The sequence below is a fragment of the Novosphingobium indicum genome, from assembly GCF_014645195.1.
Lineage (GTDB): Bacteria > Pseudomonadota > Alphaproteobacteria > Sphingomonadales > Sphingomonadaceae > Novosphingobium > Novosphingobium indicum.
In genome coordinates this window covers 15,898-37,592 of sequence record NZ_BMLK01000023.1, presented here as the reverse complement: position 1 = coordinate 37,592, position 21,695 = coordinate 15,898, and the positions used below count along the sequence as shown (strand labels likewise).

22 protein-coding genes are annotated in these 21,695 nt (G+C 63.2%); 14 read left to right on the top strand and 8 right to left on the bottom strand.

Translation table 11 applies throughout. The features are described from left to right. The first annotated feature begins 1 nt into the window (after position 1). From IEX64_RS19320 to IEX64_RS19300, 5 genes are all read left to right on the top strand, one after another. Positions 2-556 (top strand): nuclear transport factor 2 family protein, encoded by a 555-nt coding sequence (locus IEX64_RS19320; RefSeq protein ID WP_188822329.1) that lies wholly within the window; start codon positions 2-4, stop codon positions 554-556. A gap of 13 nt (positions 557-569) precedes the next feature. After that, on the top strand, positions 570-1,907 hold the full coding sequence (locus IEX64_RS19315; RefSeq protein WP_188822327.1) for an aromatic ring-hydroxylating oxygenase subunit alpha: 1,338 nt from the start codon (positions 570-572) through the stop codon (positions 1,905-1,907). 41 nt (positions 1,908-1,948) lie between these two features. Beyond that, entirely contained in the window at positions 1,949-2,410 is a 462-nt protein-coding gene (locus IEX64_RS19310) for a VOC family protein (RefSeq protein WP_188822325.1), read from the top strand. A gap of 128 nt (positions 2,411-2,538) precedes the next feature. Then, positions 2,539-3,888: an aromatic ring-hydroxylating oxygenase subunit alpha gene (locus tag IEX64_RS19305; protein WP_188822324.1), complete on the top strand. Its 1,350-nt coding sequence runs from the start codon at positions 2,539-2,541 to the stop codon at positions 3,886-3,888. Positions 3,889-3,977: 89 nt separating this feature from the next. Further along, complete coding sequence (locus tag IEX64_RS19300) at positions 3,978-4,412, top strand: nuclear transport factor 2 family protein (RefSeq protein ID WP_188822321.1); 435 nt, start codon at positions 3,978-3,980, stop codon at positions 4,410-4,412. A gap of 19 nt (positions 4,413-4,431) precedes the next feature. Here IEX64_RS19300 and IEX64_RS19295 read toward each other — a convergent pair whose 3' ends face one another. Continuing rightward, a complete protein-coding gene (locus IEX64_RS19295; RefSeq protein ID WP_188822319.1) occupies positions 4,432-4,794 on the bottom strand; it encodes a putative quinol monooxygenase in 363 nt (120 codons plus the stop codon). A 156-nt stretch (positions 4,795-4,950) separates the two neighbouring features. On the opposite strand from IEX64_RS19295, the gene IEX64_RS19290 reads away from it, so the two are divergent. Then, the gene (locus tag IEX64_RS19290; protein ID WP_188822317.1) at positions 4,951-5,709 is read left to right on the top strand and encodes a glucose 1-dehydrogenase; all 759 of its coding nucleotides are present in this window, start codon (positions 4,951-4,953) and stop codon (positions 5,707-5,709) included. A 112-nt stretch (positions 5,710-5,821) separates the two neighbouring features. Here the strand turns inward: IEX64_RS19290 and IEX64_RS19285 are convergent, their stop codons facing one another. The 5 genes from IEX64_RS19285 to IEX64_RS19265 form a co-directional block, all read right to left on the bottom strand. After that, a complete protein-coding gene (locus IEX64_RS19285) occupies positions 5,822-6,325 on the bottom strand; it encodes a VOC family protein (protein WP_188822315.1) in 504 nt (167 codons plus the stop codon). 20 nt (positions 6,326-6,345) lie between these two features. Continuing rightward, a complete protein-coding gene (locus IEX64_RS19280) occupies positions 6,346-8,022 on the bottom strand; it encodes an FAD-dependent oxidoreductase (protein WP_188822312.1) in 1,677 nt (558 codons plus the stop codon). Between the two features lie 16 nt (positions 8,023-8,038). Next, on the bottom strand, positions 8,039-8,818 hold the full coding sequence (locus tag IEX64_RS19275) for an SDR family oxidoreductase (protein WP_188822309.1): 780 nt from the start codon (positions 8,816-8,818) through the stop codon (positions 8,039-8,041). Between the two features lie 129 nt (positions 8,819-8,947). Beyond that, positions 8,948-9,766 (bottom strand): SDR family NAD(P)-dependent oxidoreductase, encoded by an 819-nt coding sequence (locus tag IEX64_RS19270; protein ID WP_188822307.1) that lies wholly within the window; start codon positions 9,764-9,766, stop codon positions 8,948-8,950. A gap of 4 nt (positions 9,767-9,770) precedes the next feature. Beyond that, on the bottom strand, positions 9,771-10,553 hold the full coding sequence (locus IEX64_RS19265) for an SDR family NAD(P)-dependent oxidoreductase (protein ID WP_229710584.1): 783 nt from the start codon (positions 10,551-10,553) through the stop codon (positions 9,771-9,773). A 146-nt stretch (positions 10,554-10,699) separates the two neighbouring features. On the opposite strand from IEX64_RS19265, the gene IEX64_RS19260 reads away from it, so the two are divergent. Together IEX64_RS19260 and IEX64_RS19255 are read left to right on the top strand one after the other, a co-directional pair. Further along, positions 10,700-12,139: an aromatic ring-hydroxylating oxygenase subunit alpha gene (locus tag IEX64_RS19260; RefSeq protein WP_188822303.1), complete on the top strand. Its 1,440-nt coding sequence runs from the start codon at positions 10,700-10,702 to the stop codon at positions 12,137-12,139. Continuing rightward, the gene (locus tag IEX64_RS19255; RefSeq protein ID WP_188822301.1) at positions 12,136-12,951 is read left to right on the top strand and encodes a ThuA domain-containing protein; all 816 of its coding nucleotides are present in this window, start codon (positions 12,136-12,138) and stop codon (positions 12,949-12,951) included. The genes IEX64_RS19260 and IEX64_RS19255 overlap by 4 nt, the downstream gene beginning before the upstream one ends. An 82-nt stretch (positions 12,952-13,033) precedes the next feature. On the opposite strand, the gene IEX64_RS19250 is transcribed toward IEX64_RS19255, so the two are convergent. Beyond that, on the bottom strand, positions 13,034-14,152 hold the full coding sequence (locus IEX64_RS19250; RefSeq protein ID WP_188822298.1) for an acyl-CoA dehydrogenase family protein: 1,119 nt from the start codon (positions 14,150-14,152) through the stop codon (positions 13,034-13,036). Positions 14,153-14,299: 147 nt separating this feature from the next. Here IEX64_RS19250 and IEX64_RS19245 point away from each other — a divergent pair, with 147 nt between their 5' ends. After that, on the top strand, positions 14,300-15,073 hold the full coding sequence (locus IEX64_RS19245) for a helix-turn-helix transcriptional regulator (RefSeq protein ID WP_188822296.1): 774 nt from the start codon (positions 14,300-14,302) through the stop codon (positions 15,071-15,073). Between the two features lie 19 nt (positions 15,074-15,092). On the opposite strand, the gene IEX64_RS19240 is transcribed toward IEX64_RS19245, so the two are convergent. Then, positions 15,093-16,718 carry a GMC family oxidoreductase gene (locus IEX64_RS19240; protein ID WP_188822294.1) on the bottom strand — a complete coding sequence of 542 codons (1,626 nt, stop codon included), beginning with the start codon at positions 16,716-16,718 and terminating at the stop codon, positions 15,093-15,095. Between the two features lie 102 nt (positions 16,719-16,820). Between IEX64_RS19240 and IEX64_RS19235 the strand changes: the two genes are divergently transcribed. From IEX64_RS19235 to IEX64_RS19215, 5 genes are read left to right on the top strand one after another with little or no spacing between them, the layout of a single operon-like run. Next, complete coding sequence (locus tag IEX64_RS19235) at positions 16,821-17,249, top strand: Zn-ribbon domain-containing OB-fold protein (protein ID WP_373290172.1); 429 nt, start codon at positions 16,821-16,823, stop codon at positions 17,247-17,249. Beyond that, positions 17,246-18,406: a thiolase family protein gene (locus IEX64_RS19230; protein WP_188822292.1), complete on the top strand. Its 1,161-nt coding sequence runs from the start codon at positions 17,246-17,248 to the stop codon at positions 18,404-18,406. The genes IEX64_RS19235 and IEX64_RS19230 overlap by 4 nt, the downstream gene beginning before the upstream one ends. Before the next feature lie 5 nt (positions 18,407-18,411). Next, entirely contained in the window at positions 18,412-19,620 is a 1,209-nt protein-coding gene (locus IEX64_RS19225) for an acyl-CoA dehydrogenase family protein (protein WP_188822290.1), read from the top strand. Between the two features lie 50 nt (positions 19,621-19,670). Beyond that, positions 19,671-20,660: a thiamine pyrophosphate-dependent dehydrogenase E1 component subunit alpha gene (locus tag IEX64_RS19220; protein ID WP_188822288.1), complete on the top strand. Its 990-nt coding sequence runs from the start codon at positions 19,671-19,673 to the stop codon at positions 20,658-20,660. Positions 20,661-20,677: 17 nt separating this feature from the next. Continuing rightward, positions 20,678-21,691 (top strand): alpha-ketoacid dehydrogenase subunit beta, encoded by a 1,014-nt coding sequence (locus IEX64_RS19215; protein WP_188822286.1) that lies wholly within the window; start codon positions 20,678-20,680, stop codon positions 21,689-21,691. The last annotated feature ends 4 nt before the right edge of the window (positions 21,692-21,695 follow it).

Below are 21,695 nucleotides of genomic sequence, written 5' to 3'. Positions count from 1 at the left end.
CATGGCAACGGTCATGACAACCGCATTCGATCTGGAAGCGGAAATCCGCGACCTTGCCGCGCGCCGGGACATCAACGCTGCCGTGCAGCGCTATATGCGCGGTCTCGACCGGCTCGACGCGGATTTGCAGCGCAGTGCCTTTCATGCCGACGCGGTGATCGACTGCGGGCTGATGAAGGGCGGTGTCGATGAATTCGTGACGTTCGCGCAGGATCTGCTCGCCGGGATGGACGCCACGCACCACCTGCTCGGGCAGGTGCAGATCGACCTGAACGGAGATGTCGGGCAGGGCGAGTGCTACTTCCAGGCCTGGCACCGCACGGCAGGCGAGGATGGCGGCGTGCGCGACCTGTTCATCGCCGGTCGCTATATCGACGATTACGCCTGCCGCGACGGCGAATGGCGCATTTCCGCCCGCACGCTGGTGACCGACTGGGTCAAGGACGATCCCGGTTCTCTCGATTTCTTCGAAGCCAATCCCTCTGCTCCGCGCGGCGCGCGGGGCGGGGCGGATCTCAGCCAGACCCGTACCTCCTCCCCCCAAGCCAAGATCTGAAAAGGAAGCCCCCATGAACGTCCAGAGCACAGCCTCGCGCTACTCGCCCGATTTCGACATGCCGGTGCGTGGCGATCCGATCACCGCCGAGCGTTACATCTCGAAAGAGTGGATGGACCTCGAGACCAAGAACCTGTGGCCCAAGGTCTGGCACCTCGGTGCGGTGATCGCCGAGTTCGAGGAACCGGGCGACATCGTGCGCCACAACTTCGGCAAAGAGTCCGTCATCATGGTCAAGCAGGAGGACGGCTCGATCAAGGCCTTCTACAATGCCTGCCCGCACCGCGGCAACCGCCTGATCCTGGGTGAACAGGCCAGCGTCGCGAAGATCACCTGCGCCTATCACTCGTGGACCTACGACCTCGACGGGACGCTCACCAAGGTACAGGACCCGGACGATTTCGAGGGCGGCAGCCCCTGCGGCAAGGTGCACTTGTCCGAGCTGCGCTGCGACACCTGGGGGCCCTTCGTGTTCTGGTGCATGGACGATGACGTCGCCCCGCTGCATGAATGGCTCGCCCCGTTCCCCGAGCGCCTGAAGGGCTACGGCGTCGACAACTGGGTGCGCGTGCTCAAGCTCTCGTGCGATGCGGACTTCAACTGGAAGATCATCCGCGACAACTTCAACGAGAGCTATCACCTCCCGACGATCCACCCGGAACTGTCGACCTTCATCAACGATGGCTTGCCCGACACGCTGTTCGAGATGTATCCCTCGGGCCACAACGCGATGTGGATGAAGGGCCACCAGGCGACCACCCGCGTCGACTACCACACCACCGAGGTACCCGCTCCGCTCGACGACGTGGCGCGGGCCTGGGAAATCGATCCGGCCGAGTACAACGGGCACACCGGCGATCTGCGCGCCGCGATCATCGAGGCGAAGCGCCGTCTTGGCCCGTCGCGCGGCTACACCAATTACGAGAACATGAGCGACCAGCAGCTCGTGGACTATTTCCACTGCACGCTGTTTCCCAATTTAACGCTCACCATGAGCCCGGAACAACTGCAGGTGCTGCGCACCGAACCGCATCCGACCGATCCCGAAAAGTGCATCTTCCAGCACTGGTGCCTCTATCCGCCGGTCGAAGGCATGAAGGAAGTGGTCACGCCGATCGGCAACGAGCCGCTCGAGCATGATGCCGTGGTGCGCCATTCGGTCTACGGGGACGGCGTGTCGCTCGGCTTCGTGGCGGATCAGGACCTTTCGATCGGCACCAGCCAGCAGCAAGGCCTCAATTCGCGCGGCTTCAAGGGCTGTATCCTGCCGGGTCAGGAAAAGCGCATCCAGCGCTTCCATGAACTGCTCAACGACTACGTTGCCGGCGTCGAACCGGCCGGCAAGGCGTAAGCGTCGTGGTTCCCGCTCCCGGTGTTCCCGGCAAACATTTCATGCAGGTCGCGATGATGGTCGACGACATCGAAACGGCCTGCGCGAACTGGACCCGGACCACCGGGATCGGGCCTTTCCTGCACGTCCCGCACGTGGTTCTAGAGGAATTCAGCTATCGCGGAGAGGCATCGTCCGGGCTCGATTTCTCGGTCGCCATCGCCCAGTCGGGCGGGATGCAGATCGAGCTGGTGCAGCAGCACAGCGATGGACCTTCCGCCTATCGCGACACCATCGCCAAGGGGGAAGGGGGCTTCCACCACCTGGCGATCTACACCGACGATTACGACGCGACCTATTCCCGGTACGTCGACGAGGGTTTCGTTGCCGCTGTCGACGGCACATTCGGCGGCTATCGCTTCAGCTACATCGATACCAGCGCGGCAATCGGCTGCATGGTCGAACTGATCGAGGCCAACCCGCTGCAGACCGACTTCTTCGAACGCATCGCTGCCGCAGCCTAGGGCTGGGATGGCGTGACCGATCCTATCCGCCCCGGCTTTCCGGCCGAGGCGCAATAACCAGCGATAAAAACAACACAACAACCACCCGGTGCGCCGGGGAGAAGACCGGGACGAAAAGGAACCAAGTCATGGCGACCCGTTACCTCGATACCCCGACCAAGTCCGATACGTACCCGACCCATCCCGACGCGCAGTTCCCGGTGGCGCGCGGCGATGCGATCACCGGTGATCGCTATTATTCCAGGGAATTCGCCGAGCGCGAATGGGAACACATGTGGAAACGCGTGTGGCACGTAGGCGGACGCGAAAGTCAGCTGGAAGAAACGGGTGATTTCATCGTCCATAACTTCAAGCATGAATCGGTGATCATGATCCGTCAGGAAGACGGTTCGGTCCGCGCCTTCTTCAACGTCTGCCGCCATCGCGGCAACCGCCTCGTCAATGTCGAGGAAGGCGGCGTCGCAAAGCACCTGACCTGCCCGTACCACAACTGGAAGTGGAACATTAACGGCGCGCTCGACGAAGTGCAGGACCCGGAGGATTTCCCCCAGGGAAACCCCTGCGGCAAGCTGCGCATGAAGGAACTGCCCTGCGAGACCTGGGGCGGTTTCGTGTTCTACAGCTTCGATCCCAACGTACTGCCGCTGATGGAATATCTCGATCCTATCCCGTCGCTGCTCGCCAACCGGGATCTTGCGAACTGGAAGCGCGTCGTGTGGCTGACGCTGCGGGTGAACACCAACTGGAAGTTCGCCAGCGACAACTTCAACGAGAGCTACCACATCCCGGCGGTGCATCCGCAGTTCCAGCCGATGATCGACGATCACTATTCGACGACGATCTTCGAGATGTACCCGAACGGGCACAACCGCATGATCGAGAAGCTGCAGCCTTCCAGCCGCTATGAGACCTCGGTCAACGTCATGCCGCTCTGGGCCGATGTGCTCAAGGAATGGGATCTCGACCCGGCCGAGTTCGAGGGCCGCGCGCAGGAGGCGCGCCTTGCCCTGCAGCAGGCCCGCCGCAAGCTCGGGCCGGAACGGGGCTATCATTACATGGCCCAGCTTTCGGACGACGAACTGACCGACCAGTTCCACCACACCGGCTTTCCGAACCTGACACTGACCGGCACGCCCGAAGGCCTGCACATGTTCCGCACCGAGCCGGACGCGGATGATCCGAACTGGTCGACCTTCGACTACTGGTACATGGTCCCCGAGGTCGAGGGCATGGACGAGGTCGCCACGATCTACGGCATGCGCCCTCTCGAAGAGGCCGAGCACCAGACCGAACTGTTCGGCGCCGAAGGCCAGCAGATCGCACAGGGCGATTTCCTTGCGCAGGACCTCTCGCTCGCCGTCACCCAGCAGCAGGGCCTGCGTTCGATGGGCTTCGAGCAGGCTTATCTCGCCGAACAGGAAACCCGCATCAGCCGCTTCCACGAAGTGATCAACGACTACCTCGAAGGCCGCCGCTGATACGCAGAAATCCTCCCTGGGGCCGGTCGCCGACGCGGTGACCGGCCCGCTTTTTACAACAACGATTTCAAGAGAGAGGAATACCCTAAATGACCGTTGCCTGCCCCGTCGAGGACCGCCTTGCCATTCAGGACCTGCTGATCGCCTATGCGCACGCGGTGGACAGCCTGCACGATGTCGACGGCATCTGCGATGTCTTCGTTGAGGACGCCGTGTTCGATCTGTCGGGCATCAAGTTCCCGAGCCTCAACGGCCACGCGGAGATCCGCAAGTTCTTCGAGGACACCTTCGATGCAATGTCCGCCCATGCCCACTACCTGACCAACTTCGCGATCACCTCCTACGAAGGCGGCTCGGTGGGCTCCAAGGCGTCCATCCGCGCCTATGTGATCGGAATGGGCAACTACAAGGCGGGCGGCAACATCGTCGTGAACGGCCGCTACTACTTCGACGTGATCCTCACGGAAGCGGGATGGAAGGCCACGCGCTACACGATGGACTTTCTGATCCCGCCTGCGGAATAAGCTGCTACCGGGGTGAGGCTCAATTGCCGAGCGTCACCCCGAATACCTCGCGGCGCGGCCAGCCGTCGTCGCCATAGACCGGCTCCACCCCGGCCACGGAATAGATCAGCACGCCGAACCCGGTCAGGTCCCAGTTTTCGAGGTGATTGCGCATCGCGAGGTAGGAATCGTGGCAGAAGTGGTTGAGCAGATCTTCTTCGCTTTCCCATTCCTCGTAAACCTGGATCTTGCCCGGCTCGAGCGGATCGATGGACCAGTTGTAGGCGACGCAGCCTTTCTCGGCGCGGCTGGAGGCGATGTGGTCCGCGCCTCCGGTTATGATGTCTCGGCAGGTGCTTTCATCGCCCGCATAAGTCAGCGAGCCGGCCACGATGATGCGCATGCAGAATTCCTCTCTCGATTGCGTTTGCTGTCGGAAGGCTAGGAACGGCGCAGATCGAGCGCCGCTGGCACTTTGCACAGGTGTCCACGCGGGCCCGAAAAGGGTTCATTCGCGGCCGAAACAAAATTGGCGCGTCCAAGCGCGGAGAGGACGGAAATGACGGGACGGATCGAAGGCAAGGTGGCACTGGTAACGGGTGCCGCCTCGGGGCTTGGAGATGCCATTGTGCGGCGCTTTGCGGCAGAAGGTGCGGCCGTGGTTCTGGCCGATATCGATGCTGACAACGGCCAAGCCCTGGCCAAGGAAATGGGGCCGAACGCCGCTTTCGTCGTCCTTGATGTGACCATGGAAGATCAGTGGATTTCCGCCTTCGAAGAGATCGATGCGCGGCATGGCCGACTGGACGTTCTCGTCAATTGCGCAGGGATCACGACATATGGATCGGTCGAGGAGGTAACGCTCGACGCATTCCGGCACGAGCTGGATGTCGATCTTCTCGGCCCGTTTCTTGGCTGCAAGCACGCGGTACCGCTGATGCGCAGGACCGGCGGGTCGGTGATCAATATCGCCTCGATGGCGAGCATCCGGGCCGAGCATTACCTGGTCGCCTATAATGCGGCCAAGGCGGGCGTCACCCATATGACCAAGTCCGTAGCGCTACATTATGCCAAAGCCGGAACCGGCATTCGCTGCAATTCTGTGCATCCCGGCGTGATCCACACGCCCATCCTCGACAAGGTGCTGGCGCAGGCCGAAGACCCCGACGCGCTCTACGCGGAGTGGCTGGCACTCCATCCCGTCGGTCGCATCGGCAAGCCGGAGGAAGTGGCGGCGCTGTGCCTCTACCTCGCCAGTGACGAGAGCGCCTTCGCCACGGGCGCCGAGTTTGTGCTGGATGGCGGATCGTCTCTGTAAGTCGACCTTTTCCAGCCTCTCTGATCGTCATCCCAGCGCAGGCCGGGATCGCGGGCGTCCGGGCACATCGGTTAGCGGACCCAGCCTGCGCGGGGGTGACGGCCATGCCGCCTCAGATCGGCAGGATCTCGTCGGTCTGGTGAATTTCCAGTATCTCGAACACGTTCCCGAAGAAGTCGCGGCAATAGGTCCCCGCATAGCCCCGCTTCGTGCCATCGGTATCGGTGGTGATGGTCGAAAGCTCTGGCGGCGTATGAACGGGGAGACCGGCGGCGACGATGCGGTCGTGGACGGCGGTGATGTCCTCCACTTGCAGGGCAATGTGGGTGTAGCCGTACTCGTTCACGCCGCGCCTGGTATCGAGTGGCTGCTGCTGCGGAGCGCTGTACTCGAAGACCTCGATCTGGAGATTCCCAAGCCGGCAGAAGAACTGGCGGGCAGCACTGTCCTCCAGCCCCACAACCTTGTCGATGAAAGGATTATCCGCCCATTCCAGTGGCGCGACCTCCTCCACGGCGCCGAGGACGTCGAGATAGAATTCGCGCGCCTTCTCCAGATCGGGCACAGAGACGCCGATGTGGTGGACGCCCAGCACGCCGGGAAGTTTCCGTGACATGGCGTTCTCCTCGATAGGGGTCAGGCGCTTTCCGTAGCCGCGCTGTTTGCGCCGACATTGCGCTGCGCCGCGTCGCGCCCGGCGATGAAGCCGAAGGTCATGCCCGGTCCCAGCGTCCCGCCGGCGCCGCCGTAGGCCTCGCCCAGCACTGCCGCCATGGCGTTGCCTGCTGCGTAAAGGCCGAGGATCGGGTTATCGTCCCAGTCGAGGACCTGCGCCTTGGCGTTGGTGCGGGGGCCGCCGGCGGTGCCGAGCGCACCGGCCTCCATCTTGACGGCGTAGAACGGCCCCTGATCGATCATGCCCAGCGTGCGATAGGGGGGATCGAATGCGGGATCGCCCCACATGTAGAAGTTGTCGTAGGTATTGTCGCCGCGCTGGAAGTCGTCGTCGTGGCCCTTGCGCACCATGTCGTTGAACCGCGCCACGGCCGCAACCAGACCGGCGGCGTCGATCCCCGCCTTGTCGGCCAGCTCCTCCAGCGTGTCGGCCTGCATCATGTAGGAAGGGACGGGCGAGCCCGGCATGGAATTGAATGTAGGGTACTTGTCCCTGTAGCGCTGGTCGATGATCAGCCAGTAGGGCAGGTTGGCGTATGTGTGGCTCCCCGCGTCGAAGGCGTGGAGCGCCTTGCCAACAGCATTGTAGTTGGCGGCCTCGTTCACGAACCGCTTGCCGGCGCGGTTGACGAGGATAGCGCCGGGACGGGCGCGCTCGTCCGAGCCCAGCAGGTAGTTCGGCTTGGCGGCGCGGTGTTGCGGCGTGAATTCCAGCACGCTCTGCATCCAGAAGGCATGCTGCATGTTACCCAACTGGGCGCCCGCATCGATTGCCATCAGGAGCCCGTCGCCCTCGTTCTCGGGCACGCTCACGGGGCCGGTGAGCGGACCGCGCAGGAAGGTTTGTACGAGCTTCTCGTTCCATTCGAAACCGCCCGTTGCAATCACCACGCCGCGGCGGGCACGCACCCGGAAATCGCGTCCATTGGCGTCCTCGGCGATGACACCGATCACTTCGCCGTCGTCCTTGATCAGCTTGCGCGCGCGCTTTTCGAATTCGACCGGTATGCCGCGATCGAGCACTGCCAGATAAAGCGATCCGATCAGGGCCTGACCCAGCCCCCGGTAATCTTTCGCCTCGCGCTCGGCGAGCGCTGCCTCGTCGAGCGTACCCTGCACCGCCTCCATCAGGCTGCCGCGCAGCGGATAGGCCATCTTGCTCGGGTTTACCCGGCTCGCCCATTTCCCGAGCCGTTCGAAGGAAAAGGCTTCGTTGTCGAGCGAACGGCCGCCGTCGGGTTTCGCGCCCGGCATGTACGGCTGGTAGTCGGGAAAATCGGTGAAGACATGGAAGCGGACAGGGGTCTTTTCCGCGAAGTGACGCAGCATCTCGGGCCCGTTTTCCATGAACGCCATAAGCGTGTCGGGGTCGAGCTGGCCCGGTGCGAGGGCATCGAGATAGGCGACGATGTCCTCGTCGTCCTCTTCGATCCCGGCTTCCTGCTGGTGGTGGTTACCCGGAATCCAGAGCATTCCGCCCGACATCGCCGTGGTGCCGCCGACCATCCCGGACCGCTCCAGTATCACGACCTCTTGGGCGCCGAAATCATGCGCGGAAATCGCCGCCGTCAGCGCCGCGCCGCCCGATCCCAGCACGACGACGTCGGCTTCCAGATCCCATTGGTGATGTGAAGACATTGTTGCTCTCCTTTTCTCAGACCTGGGTGAAGCCGCCGTCCATCACCAGTTCGTCGCAGGTCATGAAGCTGGAGGCTTCGCTGACAAGGAACACTACGCCGCCTGCCATTTCCTCCGGCTTGCCGAGGCGGCCGATGGGGTGGGTAGTGTTCATGGCCTGAACCGAGGCTTCGACCGAGGGCGCGGCACCCAGATCGACGTAGCGCTGCATGATCGATTTCAGCATCGGCGTTTCGATCCCGCCGGGATGCACCGAATTGACGCGGATGTTGTAGCCCAGCGCGGCGAATTCGGCGCCGAGGCACTTGCTCAACATGCGAATCGCGGCCTTGCTGGTGCAGTAGGCGGCGTTGAACGCGGCGCCGTTGATGCCGCCCACGCTCGAGAAGTTCACCACCGAGGCGCCGGCCTTGCGGGCCTTGCCGCCCGCCTTGAGCAGTTCGAGCATGATCTGGCAGCCGATAATCGCCGAATCCACGTTGACCGCGTTGACCTTGTGGAATTCCGATAGCGGCGTGTCCTCGAACTTGGTGACGATCGAGAACCCGGCGTTGTTTACCAGGGCATCGAGACGGCCATGGGTTTTGCGCACATAGCTTTCCACGGCGCGCCAGTCGGCTTCGCTGGTGACATCGTGCTTGAGGTAGTGGTCCGCGCCATCGACTTCGGCGCTGTCCTGAAGGTCGGTGGCGATCACGGTGGCGCCGGCTGCCTTCATGGCCTTTACGATCTCGCGGCCGATGCCGCCAGCCGCACCGGTGACGACGGCAACGACGTCGGGAAGGGCGATGGTCATGGTCTTGGTCTCTCCCGTGTGTTCTCGTGCCGCCGGGGGCTTAGACAAGCTGAGCCAGAGCGGGATCGAGAGTGATTTTCTGTGCCTCCGCGCGGGCTGAGCCTGTCGCAGCCCGCCGAGCCAGTGCGCTTATTGGGCGGTCCAGCCGCCATCGATGACGAGTTCGGCGCCGGTCATGTAGGAGCTGTCGCTGCTCGCCAGGAAGAACACGGCGCTGGCCAGTTCGGACGGCTCGGCGAGGCGGCCCATCGGTGTCTTGCCGGCGACCATGTCGACCAGATCCTGCGCCTTTTCGGCGACGCCGCTGTCGACCCAGCGCTGGAAGCCTTCCTTGAGCAGCGGAGTGACGACGAAGCCGGGATGCAGCGAATTGGCGCGGATCGGCATCTTCTTTTCCGCGAATTCGAGCGCGATCGACTTGGTGAAGAGCCGCACCGCGCCCTTGCTGGCGTTGTAGCCGGAGACCTCGCTCATGCCGACAAGGCCCATGATCGAGCTGACATTGATGATCGACGCGCCACCTTTCACGTCCACGCCGCTCTTTTCCATCAGCGGAACGAACGTGCGCACGCCAAGGAACACGCCGTCGACGTTGATGCTCATGATCCGGCGCCAGCCCTCCATCGAGGTTTCGGCGACGGGACCGGTCAGGTCGATGCCCGCGTTGTTGACGAGGATGTGCAGTTTGCCGTGCTGATCCTCGACAGCCTTGCGCACGCCCGCCCAATCATCCTCGCTGGTGACGTTGGCCTGAACATAGCTGGCGGCTTGTCCGAGGCGGCTCATCGTGGAGGTCGCCAGTTCGCTGTCGGCGGCTTCCAGATCGGTCAGGACGACTTCCGCGCCCTCTGCCAGGAACCGCTCGACGCAGGCGAGGCCGATGCCGCGCAGACCGCCGGTGACGAGGGCGACGCGCCCCTCCAGACGCTTTGAACCCAGATCGGTCATGGCCTCAGACTCCATTCATGCCGGCGGTGCTGGCACCGTCCATGGTAAATTCTCCGCCGGAGCAGAACGCCGCCTCGTCGGACGAAAGCCACGCGACCATGCCGGCCACTTCCTCGACCGTGGCCATGCGGCCCATCGGCGAGAGCCCCTCGTAAGCGCCGCGGGTGGCGGCGGGATCTTCCGATTTCTCGATCAGGTTGCGGATCATGGAGGTTTCCACCACGCCCGGCAGTACCGCGTTGATGCGGATCTTGTACTTCTGGTTGCCGGCATGGACTGCCGAAGACTTGACCAGCGCGATCACCGCCGATTTCGAAACCGAGTAAGCCACAAAGTTGCCCATGGCTCGGTGCGCATTCATCGACGAATTGACGATGATCGATCCGGTCGGGCCGTCCGAATTCTTCGCCATGGCGCGCATCGCATGCTGCACGGTGAGCATGACGCCGGTGAGGTTCACGTTCATGACGTTGTTCCAGCCGTCGATCGAGATATCCTCGATCGATCCATCGCCGCTTTCGGTGCCGGCGTTGGCGAAGGCGATGTCCAGCCGACCATGCTTTTCGAGGATTTGGGCGATAAGCCCGTCCCATGCAGCGGCATCGGTCACGTCGTGCTTGACGAATTCGGCCCCGGTCGCGGCGCAGACTTTTTGCGCTGCGGCTTCGTTCGAACCGGTAAAGATAACTTTGGCGCCTTCCGCGCTCAGGCGCTCCACAGTGCCGGAGCCGATTCCCGAGGTTCCCCCGGTAATGAGCGCTACCTTGCCTTCAAGCCGTCCACTCACGGCAATCTCCCATCTGACTATTGCTGCCCTACATGACCTATCCACAGCGACCGGCAACCTATGATTTCGGCAAGGTGACTCCGGCCTTGTCAGCAGGCAGACAAGGCCCAAACAGGGAAAATCCATTCTTGGGAGAATGTAGAGCAATGGCCGACCGCGACCCCGAACTGACCGGCGATATGAAGCTGGGCGAGGACCGTTCCGAAGGCGTGAGCTGGGCCGAACTCATGGCGAGCGACTCCGTGCCGCCTCCCCAGTTTCTGCGTGACGAGAGCTACACTTATCGTGGCTCCGCCCCGATCCCCGCCGAGCGCTACACGAGCGAGGAATTCGCGAAGCTGGAGCGCGAGCGCATGTGGCCCTACGTGTGGCAGTTCGTCGCGCGCGAGGAGGAACTGCCCGAGCCCGGCGACTATGTCGTCTTCGAGAACGCCGGGCGCAGCTTTATCCTCAGCCGGCACGACGACGGTTCTATCCGTGCCTTTCACAATGTCTGCCTCCACCGCGGCCGCAAGCTGCGCACCGAGGACGGCCATGCGGACACCTTCACCTGCCCGTTCCACGCCTTCTCGTGGAACAAGGACGCCAGCTTCAACAAGATGCCCTGCGAGTGGGACTTCCCGCACCTGAAGAAGGACCAGATGGACCTGCCGCAGGCCGAAGTCGGCCGCTGGGCGGGTTACGTCTTCATCCGCGAGGAAAGCGGTGGGCCGAGCCTCGAGGAATACCTCGCGCCGCTGCCCGAGCATTTCAAGCGCTGGCGGCACGAGGAATGCGCGACGGTGATGCACGTCGCCAAGGAAGTTCCGGCCAACTGGAAAGTGACGATGGAGGCCTTCATGGAGGCCTGGCACACGATCGTGACCCACCCGCAGCTGCTGCCCTTCACCGGCGATTCCAATGCCGCCTACTGGACCTGGGGCGACAATGTGAACGTCAATCTCGTCCCCTTCGGCGTGATGAGCCCGCATATCGAGCAAGGGCAGGGCGAGCAGTGGATCGTCGACGAGTTCATCAAGTACAACGGTCGCAGCTCGGACAACTACGATCCCGATGGCGACCCCATGAAGATCGAGGTGCCGGAAGGCCAGAAGGCGCGCGAGGCGCTCGGCAACCGGATGCGGCAGGTCTATACCGAACAGACCGGCTACGACCACTCCGATGCGACCGACGCCGAAGTGCTCGACGCGCTGGTCTACAACGTGTTCCCCAACTTCGCGCCCTGGGGCGGGTTCATGCCGAACATCGTCTATAGCTGGAAGCCGGGCGCCACGCCCGATACCTGCGTGATGGAAGTGCGCATTCTTGCGCGTATGAAGAAGGGCGAGCCGATCCCGCGTGCCGCGCCGCGCAAGTTCCTGCGTCTCGACCAGAAGTGGACCGAGGCCACCGAACTGGGCGGACTTGGCGACGTGTTCGAACAGGACATGGATAACCTGCCTTATGTGCAGGACGGTCTGCATGCCTCGAAGACGGGCAAGGTGAACCTCGGCAACTACCAGGAAATCCGCATTCGCCAGTTCCAGGACACCATGATGAAGTATATCGAGGGTGAACTGGGGGGCAGCAAGGACAAGCCGGCATGAGCGGAGAAGGCGCATACGGCGGCGAAGTGCCGCCGCCCAAGGCCGAGCCGGAACATCCGCCGCGCATCAACTGCGTGCTGGTCTGCGGTGGTGTGTGGCACGATATGGACTTTGCGCGGCTCGAGTTGCTCAAGCTGCTGGCCGAAGACCAGAGCGTGCGCACGCGCGTCTTCGAGAATTATGAAACGCTCGAAGCGATCCGCGAGGCCGACATCCTCATCACCTACACGTGCGACGTCACGCCTTCGCTGGCGGCACAGGAGGTGCTGCGAGATTGGCTGACTGCTGGCGGGCGCTGGTATGCTTTGCATGGGACCAATTCGGTACTGCGGATGCTGGACGACGGGCCCAACAAGGGATTGTGGGATGCGCCGCGCTGGGCGCCGCTGTTTATGGACCTCCTCGGCACGCAGTTCCTCACCCATCCGCCGATCGCACCCTATACGGTCACGGTCGCCGATCCCGATCACGAACTGACCAAGGGTATCGAGCCGTTCGAGACGACCGACGAACTCTATCACATGGAGCGTCACGGCGACCTGCATGTGTTGCTGGAAACCGAATGCACCGAAGAGGGCACCGGTTTCGTGGAAGCCGCGGACGCGCCAGGCACGCACCCGGTCATGTACATCAAGCGCCATGGCAAGGGGGCGGTGCTCTACAACACGCTCGGCCATTGCCGCGGGCACTACGACCTGCAGCCAATGCTCGACTGGTGGCCGACGGTGGATCGCTGCGCATGGGACCTGCCGGTATTCTACGACCTGCTGCGGCGCGGCATTTCCTGGATCAAGGCGCGCGAGAGCGCCTGACAAAGTTCCTCGCTCCCATGAGGATAAAAGGAAGGGGCGGTCGGGATTTCCCGGCCGCCCCTTTTGCAGGGTGAGGAGACTCTTAGTTGAGCAAGCCGGCGTAGCGGTCGAGCGCGGCCTGCGGGCTTTCGGGCCAGCGCGAGAGCACAAGCAGCCGCTTGTGCCCGCCGCCGATGGCCAGTTCGTCGGTCACGCCCATGCCGCCGTGGAACTGGATCATCTCATGCCCGAGCGTGAGCGAATGCTCTGCGATATAAGCGCGGGCACCATAGACAGCGCTTTCGAACTGGTCGGTGTCCCAACTGACAAGCGCCAGGTTTAGAAGGGCGCGGCTCTGTTCGATCGCTGCATATTGCGTGACCATGCGGTGCTGGATGGCCTGGAACGACCCCAGCGGGGCACCGAACTGGTCGCGGGTGCGCAGGTAATCGATGGTCTCGCTGAACAGGCGCTCCATGATGCCCAGAGCTTCCGCGCTGCGGGCCAGTGCCGCCAGCACTTCCACTTCGTCGATCGCTTCGATCCCGCCGCCGAGGCGGTTGCCGGCAGGAATGCGCACTTTGTTCAGAGTCAGGGATGTGGCGATACTGCCGTCCGCCAGATGCCAGGTGTTTGCGGACAGGCCAGCTGCATCGGCCGGGACGAGGAACAAGTCTACGCCCTCTTTGTCCTGCGCGTCACCTGAGGTCCGGGCTGACACGATGAAGCCGTCAGCTCCGCCGCTAGCAATGCAGTAGGGCTTGGTACCGGACAGAACGACTTCGTCGCCGTTAATCTGCGCGCTGGTTACCACCCAGGGCAGGCGACCGCGGGTTTCGGCTTCGGCATGGGCGAGCGAGAGGCGTTTTTCGCCGGTCAGCAACGAATCCATCCATTCGCCGATCAGGTGCTCGGGCGCATGCTGTGCGAAGAGGCGTCCGGCCAGAACGACGTTTTCCGCCAGTGGCTCCACGACGAGTCCGCGGCCCAGCGCTTCGAACACGGTGGCAATGCCGGTGGCATCAAGGCCGAGCCCGCCCAGTTCCTCCGGGAAGGGGGCGGCAATCAGGCCCAGCTCTCCGAGCAACGCCCAGTTGGTGGCGGAAAAGCCGTTCGGCTCGTTCAGGAAAGCCCGGCGGCTGTCATGATCGTAATGGTTGGTAACGAAGCGCTCGGTCAGAGCCTTGAGCATTTCTTCGTCTTCGTTGAGATCGAAATTCACGTTCCACTCCCGTCTGTGGGATTGGTCTATCATCACCTTGCGCGGTCCTCCGCTGCGCAAAAGACTAGGGCGAAATGCAGGATTCGGGCCGGTGCAGCGATTGTGCCGGGTGGTCTGGCAGGCTAAAGGTGGGGCGGAGAGGAACCCATGCAACTGCTGTCACAAGAAAACATCGACGCCGTCCGGGTCGCATCGCCCGATGGCATTCGCGCTGCTGCAGAGGCCTTGCATCGCATAGCCCAGGAACATGGCATGCGCGCGGCCCCCGCACACGACATCGCGGACAAGCGAACGCCGGTGGACGCGGAAGGCAATATGCTTGCCACCGAAGTCTTCGGCTGGAACGACGATGATCGCGTGTGGTGGCGCAATTCGCGCATCGCGCTGGATTCGCCGCTGACCACGGCGTGCCGGTTCGAGAGCCAGCCGTTCTGGGCCAATGCGGAGGGTTTCCGCACGCGCGAACCCAACGCCTATCTCGATTCCATAGATATCAACAACTTCGAGCAGCGGGCCATGACCCGCGCCGCGATTGCCGTGCCGGTGCACCTGCCGTTCGGTCAGATCGGGGCGGTCAGCTTCAATCCGGTGGACAAGAACAAGACCGATCTTGCCGAGGAATTCGATCGGCTTTCGGATGCCTTCGGGATCTATGCCCGCACGTTTATCGCCACTTATGTGCAGGTGATGGGCTCAGTGCAGGCACTGCCGCCAGAATCGAGGCTTTCCAAGCGCGAGGTCGAGTGTCTGCGCTGGGCGGCCATCGGTAAAACCGATCTGGAAATCAGCATGATCATGTCGCGCAGCCGCGCAACGGTGCGTTTCCACATCCACAATGCCGCGACCAAGCTCAATGCGGTCAACCGCAGCCAGACCGTCTTCAAGGCAGCGCAGTTGGGCTATATCTCGCTGCAGCGGTAACGGGGCGGGACGCAGGCCCTTAGCCGCGATCTTCCAGTACCATGCTGGCGCCGCGCAGGCCTACTGCCATGGCCGGAGCATTGGTGTTGCCGGTAACATGGCCGGGGATCACCGAGCAGTCGGCCACACGAACGCCGGTGACGCCCTTCACCCGCAGGCGCGGATCGACGACCGCCGCTTCGTCGCTGCCCATGCGGCACGAGCGGATCGCGTGAAGACCGCAACTCGACAGCCGGCGAAACATCGCGAGGATATCCTCGTCGCTCTCGACCTGGGCGCCCGGCACCAGTTCCGCGCCGATCATGTCGCCCAGCGGCGGCGCGGCCATGAACGCGCGCATCTTGCGGACAAGGGCGATGGCAGAACGCTGATCGTGTTCGGTCGTCAGGAAGTTGTGCCTGATATCGGGCAGGTCGCTGCCGGAGGGACCGCTGGCGCGTACCGCACTCTCGCTGGTGAGGCGCAGGAGCTGGCCGTAGATGGTCACGCCCGGCTTGGGATCGATCTTGTCGAGCGGGACCGGATCGTTGTCGTCGCCGACCTTGAACGTATAGCCGCCAAGATAGAACTGCGCATCGGTGCGGCCGTCGGGATGGGCGACGTTGCAGAAGGCGCCGACTTCGAAGGGGCCGGTGGCCAGAATGCCGTCGTGGCGCACGAGATAGCGCAGCATGGCGAGCGCGGCGCCAATGCCGAAGAAGCTCTTGTTGGTGCCGCGTCCCTGCTCGAGCCGGAACGGCATCGATAGCGACAGGTGCTCGATCATGCGCTCGCCGACATCAGGTGAGTGGACGAGCGGCGCGATGCCCGCAGCTTTCAGCCGTTCTCTATCGCCGATGCCTGACCGCTGCAGCAGAAGCGGGCTTTCCATGGCCCCGGCCGAGACGATGATTTCTCCGGCGCAATCGAAGCGGGTCGGCTTTCCGTTCACGGTTGTCTCGATGCCGATGGCGCGAGTCCCCTCGAACAGTATCCTCTCAGCCATCACGCCGGTCCGCACCGACACGTTGGGGCGCTTGCGGGCCTGCGCGAGATACGTGCGGGCGGACGACTCGCGCTTGCCGCAGCGAATGTTGTGGCTGAACAGGCCAACCCGTGGGCCGGTGGCGCCATTAAGGTCGTCGACGCGCTTCAGCCCGAGCGTCTCCCCCGACTCGATCATCGTTTCAGCAAGCGGATAAGTGAAACAGGCCGGATCGACATGCACCAGACCGCCGCTGCCACGCATGGGGCCAGGCCCGGCGGCATGATCCTCCAGTTCCAGAAAAGCCTCGGTCATGCTGGCCCCGTTCCAGCCCGTGGCGCCTGCATCGCTTTCCCAGGCGTCGTAGTCGGCGGGTTCGCCGCGGCTCCAGATCATGCCGTTGATTGCCGATGAACCGCCGAGACCCTTGCCGCGAATCCACACTTCGCCGCCGCCTTCCGCGCCTTCCTCGCGCGGCTGGGCGACAGGGTAGGCCCACATATGTTCGGGTTTCTGCACCAGCTTGGCCACGCCCTTGGGCAAGGTAACCCAGAAGCTGTCGTTTTCGCCGCCTGCTTCCAGCACCAGAACTCGAGAGCGGCCATCCGCGCTGAGCCTCTCGGCCATAACGCATCCGGCGGATCCGGCGCCGACGATGATGTAATCCCAGATTTCAGCCATGCATGTTTCTCCCGGGAAACTGCCTCGCACGACCTAGCCGAATGGACACCCTAGCGTTTTGATGAGTCACAATGGCGGCCTTTGCGGGCCTACAGGTTTTCCATGACCGGACTCGAAAACCGGAGTGGGAGCGAGATGCACGCGATTGCGGAAAACCTGTTTACCGACGAGACGCCGTCACGGCTGATCGGCGGGCGTGACCGGGAGACCGGGCGCATCGTCTTTCCCTGCCCCGAAGGCAATCAGTACGAAGCCGTGCCGCTCGCGAGCGAGGGGACGCTGTGGTCCTATACGGTGCAGCGCTTCCGTCCCAAGAGCCCGCCCTATGCCGGACCGGAGGCCTTTGCGCCCTGGATCGTCGCCTATGTCGAACTGCCCGGGCAGGTGATCGTCGAGGCGCGGCTGGTCGACATCGATTTCGATGCCGTGAAGATCGGCATGCCGGTGCGGTTCAAGCCAGTGCCGCTCGATCCCGATGCGCCCGGCAGTGCGTTGATTCCGGCCTATGCACCTGTGGGAGACAAGGCATGAGCGATGTGTGCATCGTCGGCATCGGTATTCATCCCTTTGGCCGTACCGATGGCGTTTCGGGCGTGGATCAGGGTGTTCATGCCGCTCGGGCGGCGATGGCCGATGCCGGTATCGCATGGCCGCAGGTCCAGTTCGCCTACGGCAGTTCGGATGCGGCCGGCAACCCCGATACCATGGTCGACCGTCTCGGTCTGACCGGAGTTCAGTTTATCAATGTCCGCAATGGCTGCGCCGCGGGCGGCTCCGCGCTGTTCAGCGCGCAGATGGCGATCAAGTCGGGCGAGTTCGACATCGGTCTCGCCGTCGGTTTCGACAAGCACCCGCGCGGTGCCTTCGATGCCAAACCCGCGGAGTACAACCTGCCTGACTGGTACGGCGATGCCGGCTACATGGTCACGACGCAGTTCTTCGCGGCCAAGATCATGCGCTATATGCACATGTTCGGGATTTCCCGCGAAACATTGGGCCGGGTCGCCGAAAAGGCATTCCGCAACGGTGCGAAAACGCCCCACGCATGGCGCCGTCAGCCGGTTTCGATTGAGGAAATCCTCGAGGCGCCAATGATCAGCGATCCCTATAGCAAGTACATGTTCTGTTCGCCCGGTGAAGGGGGTGTGGCGCTGATCCTAGCCAGCGAGAAAAAGGCGCGCGAGCTGGGCAAGCCGCTGGTCCGTCTCAAGGCCGCGACCATGCGCACACGTCCGCCGCACAGTTTCGAGGTCTTCGCACCGTCGGTCGATGTGGTCGAGAACGATACCGGCCCGCGCGGCACGGCCTCGCAGATCGCTTCGGCAGATGCTTTCCGCATGGCCGGGATGGGGCCGGGGGACATCGATGTCGCCCAGCTGCAGGATACCGAGGCCGGTGCCGAAGTCATGCACATGGCCGAGAACGGCTTTTGCGCGCACGGTGATCAGGAGAAGTGGCTGGCCGAAGGGCGCACGGAAATCGGTGGCGCGCTGCCGGTCAATACCGATGGCGGCTGCCTGGCCTGCGGCGAGCCGATCGGCGCATCCGGTCTGCGCCAGGTCTATGAAAACGTCGTGCAACTCCGCGGCGATGGGGGAGACCGTCAGGTCCCGGGCAATCCCAAGACGGCATACAGTCACGTCTACGGGGCGCCGGGCGTCTCGGCGGTGACGATACTGGAACGATAAGAACAATGGATATCGAACTTTCGCCCGAAGACGCTGCATTCCGCGAAGAGGTTCGCGCCTTTTTGCGCGATCACCTGCCGCAGGACGTGAAGGACGGCGCCGCCGCGACTCCCTCCGTCTTCGTCGAACCGGACATCGGGCAGGCGTGGAACGCGGTTCTGCACGAGAAGGGCTGGCTGGGCTATCAGTGGCCGCAAGAGCACGGCGGCACCGGCTGGACCCCGCTGCAACGCTACCTGTTCGAGAAGGAATGCGCCGCTGCCGGTGCGCCGAACCTGACAGTGCTCGGTCTCAAGCTGCTTGCGCCGGTCATCTGGACCTTCGGCACCGAAGAGCAGAAGCAGGTCTATCTGCCGCGTATCCTTTCGGGTGAAGACTACTGGTGTCAGGGCTTTTCGGAACCCGGCGCGGGATCGGACCTTGCCAGCCTCAAGACCCGTGCGGTCCTCGATGGCTACAAGTATGTGGTGAACGGGTCGAAGATCTGGACGACCCATGCTCACCACGCGAACATGATGTTCACGCTGGTGCGAACCAACACCGAGGTGAAAAAGCAGGCGGGCATTTCCTTCCTGTTGATCGATCTTTCATCCCCCGGCGTGTCGGTTCGGCCGATCCTGACCAATGCCGGTGATCACGAGGTCAATCAGGTCTTCCTCGAAGATGTCGTCGTTCCGGCGGAGAATCTTGTCGGCGAAGAAGGGCAGGGCTGGACCATCGCCAAGTTCCTCCTCGAGAACGAACGCGGCGGGTCGTGTCATGCGCCCAAGCTCTGCTACGATCTCGACCAGATCGAGGCGGCGGCTGATGAACAGAGCGATGGCAAGGGCGGCAGGCTGGCGGATCAGCGCGACTGGCGCCGCCGTGTCGCCAGGGCGCGGCTCGGCGTCAATGCGCTGGACATGATCGAACTCAAGATCGTTTCCGAGATCGCCAAGGGCAGCCAGCCTGGACCGCAGACTTCGCTCACCAAGCTGCTGGCTTCGAACCTGCGGCAGGAAATCGACCTGCTGGCCGTCGATGTCTACGGTCTGGCTGGCTTGCAGCTCGACACCACGCGGCCGCTCTATGGTGCGAACGCTCCGGAGCCGATGGGCTCCAAGGGCGCGCAGATAGCCGCGGCGCGCTATCTCAACAGCCGGGCCTGGACGATCTTCGGCGGCACCAACGAGGTGCAGAGCACGATCATCGCCAAGTCCGTGCTTGGCCTCTGACATACGATGACGCACACCGTAGAAAACTTGAACCAAGAGAGGATGCTCCCATGCAGCTGAACCGCGAGGCGCTGACCCGCGCCTATCGGCAGATGAAGCTGATCCGCGAATTCGAGGAACGTCTCCACGAGGAGATCCAGACCGGTGAGATCGCCGGGTTCACGCACCTCTATTGCGGTCAGGAAGCCGTTGCCGTCGGCGTGTGCGAGCACCTGACCCCGCGCGACAAGATTGTCTCCACCCACCGCGGGCACGGCCACTGCCTTGCCAAGGGCTGCGACGTGAACGGGATGATGAAGGAGATCTGGGGCAGCCAGGATGGCCTTTGCAATGGCAAGGGTGGCTCGATGCACATCGCCGACCTCGACAAGGGCATGCTCGGCGCGAACGGCATCGTCGGTGCCGGTGCGCCGATTGCGGTGGGCGCGGCGCTTTCCAACAAGATCGACGGGCCCGACGAGGATGGAAAACTTGCGATCTCCATTGCCTTTTCCGGCGACGGCGCCTGCAACCAGGGCACGACCTTCGAAGCGATGAACCTTGCTGCGGTCACCAAGGCCCCGGCGATCTTCGTCTTCGAAAACAACCACTATTCCGAGCACACCGGCGACGCCTATGCCGTCGGAACGAGCAAGGACATCGCCAGCCGCGCCGAAGCCTTCGGCATGAAGGTCTGGCGCGCGGACGGCACGGACTTCTTCGCAGTCTATGACTGTATGCGCGAAGTGCTCGACTACGTCCGCACGCCGGGCAATGGCCCGGCGGCGGTGGAATTCGATACCGAGCGCTTCTTCGGCCACTTCGAGGGCGATCCGCAGCGCTATCGCGGCGAGGGTGAGCTCGACCGGCTGCGCGCCACGCGCGACTGCATCAAGAAGTTCCGCGAGAGCGTGACCGGCGCCAAGCTGCTTTCCGACGAGGATCTCGACACGATCGACGCCGACGCGCTCGATGCCATCGAGACGGCGGTTCAGGAAGCGCGCAAGGCGCCGCGTCCTCAGCCCGAGAACGTCCTCGACAACGTCTACATCAGCTACTGAACGGCGGGAGCGAAGACATGGCAAAAATGATGTACCGCGACGCCATTCGCAATACGATTTTCCAGGAAATGCAGCGCGATGAACGCGTCGTCGTTCTCGGCGAGGACGTTGTCGGCGGCATGGGTACGGCCGGTGGCCCCGAGGCTATCGGCGGCATCTGGTCGACCTCGACGGGCCTCTACGATGCTTTCGGTCCCGAACGCGTCATCGACACGCCGATCTCCGAAAGCGCCATCATGGGCGCTGCCGGTGGTCTCGCGCTGGCGGGTAAGCGCCCGGTGGCCGAAATCATGTTCGCCGACTTCATCGGCGTATGCATGGACCAGCTGTGGAACCAGATCGCCAAGTTCCGCTACATGTTCGGGGGCAAGTCGATCTGCCCGGCGGTGATCCGCATGCCGGCGGGTGCGGGCTACAATGCCGCTGCCCAGCACAGCCAGATGATCAGCCAGTTCGTCACCAACATGCCGGGCATCAAGGTCGTCATGCCGGCAACCCCTGCCGATGCCTGCGGCCTGCTGCGTCAGGCGATCCGCGACGACGATCCGGTGGTCTTCCTCGAGCACAAGTTCCTCTACGCGATGAGCGGGGAAGTGCCCGACGATCCGGACTTCTGCATTCCCTTCGGCCACGCGCGGCTGGCCCGCGCGGGCGAGGACGTGACCATTGTCGCTTCAGGCATGATGGTCGGATACGCCGAAACCGCTGCCGACGATCTCGCGCAGAACGGAATTGGCTGTGATGTCATCGATCTTCGCACCACTTCGCCGCTCGACGAGGAAGCGATCCTCGACTCGGTCGAGGTGACCGGTCGTCTCGTCATTGTCGACGAGGCCCCGCCGCGTTGTTCGCTGGCGACTGACATTTCCGCATTGGTCGCCAACAAGGCTTTCGCGAGCCTCAAGGCGCCGATCGAGATGGTCACGGCGCCGCATACGCCGGTGCCTTTCGCGCGCGAGCTGGAAGGCGCCTACCTGCCGAGCCCGGTCAAGGTTGCCGCTGCGGTTCGCAAGACACTCGAATACCGTTGAGGAG